3 protein-coding genes are annotated in these 4,333 nt (G+C 69.7%); 1 reads left to right on the forward strand and 2 read right to left on the reverse strand.

The genetic code is table 11. The annotated features are described in order from the left end of the window. Positions 1 to 151: 151 nt before the first annotated feature. Entirely contained in the window at positions 152 to 1,654 is a 1,503-nt protein-coding gene (locus FHS38_RS34735) for a SulP family inorganic anion transporter (RefSeq protein ID WP_184740581.1), read from the reverse strand. A 465-nt stretch (positions 1,655 to 2,119) separates the two neighbouring features. Between FHS38_RS34735 and proC the strand changes: the two genes are divergently transcribed. Further along, positions 2,120 to 2,929, forward strand: coding sequence for a pyrroline-5-carboxylate reductase (proC, locus tag FHS38_RS34740; protein WP_184740583.1), 810 nt, complete (start codon positions 2,120 to 2,122; stop codon positions 2,927 to 2,929). 66 nt (positions 2,930 to 2,995) lie between these two features. Here proC and trpS read toward each other — a convergent pair whose 3' ends face one another. Continuing rightward, entirely contained in the window at positions 2,996 to 3,994 is a 999-nt protein-coding gene (trpS, locus tag FHS38_RS34745) for a tryptophan--tRNA ligase (protein WP_184740585.1), read from the reverse strand. Positions 3,995 to 4,333 lie beyond the last annotated feature (339 nt).

Here is a 4,333-nt window from a genome sequence, read left to right on the forward strand (position 1 = left end):
GACCGTGTGGGAGAGTAGGACGCCGCCGAACAATTTTTAAGAGTAGCCCCTGTGGGAACCATCTGGTTCCTGCGGGGGCTATTCTGCGTTTCCGGTCAAATTCTCGGGGCCGGAATGCCCGCCGCTGAATTCCCGGAGACGGCCTGCTCTCCTAGGCCTCGACCGGCGGCCCCGTCGACACCGTGCCCTTTACCTCGGCATGCCGTTCCGCCCAGGCCACCAACGCCGCTCGGCAAGCGTGGTCCGCATGGCGCAGGCCGGCCAGGTCGAGCTCGACGCCGTGCCCCGGACGCCGTAGCGCCTCGAGTTCGTCGAGCAGCTTGGGCAGCCGGAGGAAGTTCGCATTGCCGAGTACGCGTGCCCGTACGACGCCGTCGGCCGTCGCGACCGTTTCCACGTGCACGTGCGAGGACTCCCACGCGGCCTTGGCGACGGCCAGGAGCAGTCCGATGAGCACGCCCTCGAAGAGATTCGTCGCCACGATCGACCCCGTGGTCGCCAGGAGCACCACCACTTCACCCCGGTGGTCCCGCCACAGCGGCACCAACTCCCGCCCGGGAATCAGCTTCCACCCCGCGTGCACCAATACCCCCGCCAGTGCCGCCACCGGGATGATCCCCAGTGCCCACGGCAGCAGTGCGGTGAAGACCAGCATCCATACCCCGTGCAGCACCCGCGAGGCCTTCGTCCGGGCGCCCGCCTGCACGTTGGCCGCGCTGCGGACGATCACGGCCGTCATGGGAAGTGCGCCGAGCGCGCCGCACACCGTGTTGCCGGCGCCTTGGGCGATCAGTTCCTTGTCGTAGTCCGTGCGGGGCCCCTCGTGCAGTCGGTCCACCGCCGCCGCGCTGAACAGCGTCTCCGCGGAGGCGATCAGCGCGAAGGCCAGAACCGTCCCCAGCACCCCGAACTCCGCCAGCCGCGCGAAGCCCCCGCCACTCGGCGGCTGTACCGCGTCGAGCAGCCCGTGCACCTCGACCCGTGTCACCGGCAGGGACAGGGTGCCCACCACGACGGTCGCCAGTGCGACCGCGGCCAGTGGCGCGGGCAGCACGAGGGCACCCCGTCGCCAGTGGGGCCACAGCACCAGCACCGCCGTCGTACCGACGCCCACCGCCACCGCGGTCAGCGCCTCCGGCGAGCGCACGGTGTCGACGACCAGTCCCAGCAGCCCGCCCAGCTTCGCCAGGCCGCCGGCCGGGGCGTCGGCGCCGGCGAGCGCGTACAGCTGGCCCGCGATCAGGACGACACCGATGCCCGCGAGCATGCCCTGGACGACCGCGACGGAGATCGCCCGGAACCAACGTCCCAGCCGCAGCACCCCCATCGCCACCTGCAACAGCCCGGCGGCGAGCACGATCACACCGAGCACCTCGAGCCCGTACGCCCGCACGGCCTCGTACACGAGCACGGTCAGTCCGGCGGCGGGCCCGCTGACCTGGAGACTGCTGCCGGGCAGCAGCCCGGTGAGGATTCCGCCGACGATGCCGGTGACGAGACCCAGCTCGACCGGGACACCGGAAGCGACGGCGATACCGACGGACAGCGGCACGGCTATGAGGAAGACGACGAGCGAGGCGGTGAAGTCCGCCCGGAGGTCCCCCCGGGAGACGGAGACGGTATTTCGGACATGGCTGAAGCGGCTTTTCTGCATGAAGGTTGCCTCCAGCGCGCCGTGGCGGCGCACAGCGATACGGATCGTTGTGACGCGTTGTCGCGGCCGGTACGGCTGGGACTGCCAGTCCGGGCCTTCGTGAGGACGGGCGCCTCGGGGACAGGGGCAGCCGTCGACGGGGGAGGGGTAGGCATGGCCTTCGTCAAGGCATGGTCAACCATCGAGAAAGTCGATGCCGTCGCCCCAGGGGATGTGCTGTGGACACTGGACCACAGAGTGCCCAAGTGCCGCTGGGGGTTGGGGAATTGATCTGTAACCACCACGTAAACGCGACGGCAGGAAACAGGAGCAACCCGCTCCGATCGCCCCGGCGTGCGCCTGTGTGCGTGCATACGTTCGGCCCGCCCTGGCGTGCGAAGATGACCGGGCACGGACCGTTCGGCCCGGTCAGGCCCGTACGGTCCGCACGACCCTGAAGCCCAGCGCAGCGAAGTGGTGAGCCCCGTGCCTCAGAAAGTCGCCGTCCTCGGCACCGGAAAGATCGGCGAGGCGCTTCTCAGCGGCATGATCCGCGCCGGCTGGTCCACTGCCGATCTGCTGATCACCGCCCGTCGTCCCGAGCGGGCCGAAGCGCTCCACGCCCGCTACGGCGTCGAGGTCGTCAGCAACATCGAGGCCGCCAAGAACGCGGACACGCTGATCCTGGCGGTCAAGCCACAGGACATGACGACCCTCCTCGACGAGCTGGCCCCCCACCTCCCCGCCGACCGCCTGGTCATCAGCGCGGCGGCCGGTGTGCCCACCGCCCTCTTCGAAGAGCGGCTTCCGGCGGGCACCCCCGTCGTGCGCGTCATGCCGAACACCCCGGTCCTCGTCGACGAAGGCATGTCCGTCATCTCCGGCGGCTCCCACGCGACCGAGGAGCACCTCCTCCGCACCGAGGAGATCTTCAAGCCGGTCGGCAAGACGCTCCGTGTCCCGGAGACCCAGCAGGACGCGGCCACCGCGCTGTCCGGCTCCGGCCCCGCCTACTTCTACTTCCTCGTCGAAGCCATGACCGACGCCGGCATCCTGCTCGGCCTGCCTCGCGACAAGGCCCACGACCTGATCGTCCAGGCCGCCATCGGCGCGGCCGTCATGCTCCGCGACAGCGGCGAGCACCCCGTCAAGCTCCGCGAAGCGGTCACCTCCCCCGCGGGGACGACGATCAGCGCGATCCGCGAGCTCGAACGCCACGGGGTACGAGCAGCACTGATCGCCGCTCTCGAGGCAGCCCGCGACCGCAGCCGCGAACTGGCCTCCGGACACGCCTGACGTTCCGCGACGATTCCGTGCGCGCCCCGCATCGCGGGGCGCGCACGGATCAGGCGTCTCCCGCCTTCATACGGGCCGCATCAGCCCCACAGCGGCGTAGGCGGCGTCGACGATCGGCCGTGCCAGCCCCCGCGCCCGCTCGGCACCCTCCCGCAGGACGCCGTCCACATATCCCGGATCGGCACACAGCTCCGCGTGCCGCTCTCGCACCGGACGCAGCAACTCGACCACCGCGTCCGCTGTGTCTTTCTTCAACGCCCCGTACGAGGTGTACCCCTCGGCCAGTTCCGCCGGCTTGCCGTCCGTGCACGCCGCCAGCATCTCCAGCAGATTCGCGACACCGGGCTGCGCTTCCCGGTCGTAGGCGACGTCACTCCCGCTGTCCGTCACCGCACGCATGACCTTCTTGCGCACGACCTCGGCTTCGTCCAGCAGATAGACGATGCCCGCCGTCTCCGCGTGCGACTTCCCCATCTTCGACGTCGGGTCCTGGAGATCCATGACACGGGCGGCCACGGCAGGGAGTACGGCCTTCGGCACGGTGAACGTCCGCCCGTAGCGCTGGTTGAACCGCACCGCCAGGTCGCGGGTCAGCTCCACGTGCTGGGCCTGGTCGTCACCCACCGGCACCTCGTCCGCCCCGTAGGCGAGGATGTCCGCCGCCATCAGCACCGGATAGGTCAGCAGCGACAGCCGTACGCTGCCGCCCGCCGCCCGTTCCCGCGCGGACTTCTCCTTGTACTGGATCATCCGTCGCATCTCGCCGTCGGTGGCCGTGCACTCCAGGAGATAGGACAGCCGGGTGTGCTCGTCCACATGGCTCTGTACGAACACGGTGCACCGCGCAGGATCCAGCCCGGCCGCCAGGAGCAGCGTCGCCGCCTGCCGACTGAGCCTTCGTACGCGCGCCGGTTCGTGGTCCACGGTCAGTGCGTGCAGGTCGACGACGGAGAAGAGGGCGTCCGCCTGGTGCTGATCCACCTCGACCCACTGGCGGACGGCCCCGAGGTAGTTGCCCAGGGTGAGGTGGCCGGTCGGTTTGATCCCGCTGAAGCTGCGTGTCATCGGTGCTGTCTCCCTGGAGAGGGGACCACCGCCACGGACAGCAAAAACGGCCGCCGAGGCGGCGGCCGTTGGATGCATGCGCTGATCGGCCGCCGGTCAGGCGGCCCACCACTGCTGGGTGTGCGCATGCTTGGTCATGCGGTGACGGTACCGCCACCAAAACCCCTTGCGCCACCGGTTTGATGCGTCGTACCGGGCTCGTGTAGAGTCCTTCGAGTTGCCACGGCGTCCGCGAGGATGGCGAGGCGGCACTTCACGCCTCACTGGCGGCAATCTCTACTGCACGGCCCTTGAACGGGATCGATTTCGGCATGCCGGAATTCGGGACCGGGTTCCGAT

Origin of the sequence: Streptomyces netropsis, from assembly GCF_014203545.1 — a bacterium.
Classification (GTDB): domain Bacteria; phylum Actinomycetota; class Actinomycetes; order Streptomycetales; family Streptomycetaceae; genus Streptomyces; species Streptomyces netropsis.

What these genes read in the sequence shown, in the direction of transcription:
- trpS (WP_184740585.1), bottom strand. Translation starts at nt 3,994, where the DNA reads ATGACACGCAGCTTCAGCGGGATCAAACCGACCGGCCACCTCACCCTG.
- FHS38_RS34735 (WP_184740581.1), bottom strand. Translation starts at nt 1,654, where the DNA reads ATGCAGAAAAGCCGCTTCAGCCATGTCCGAAATACCGTCTCCGTCTCC.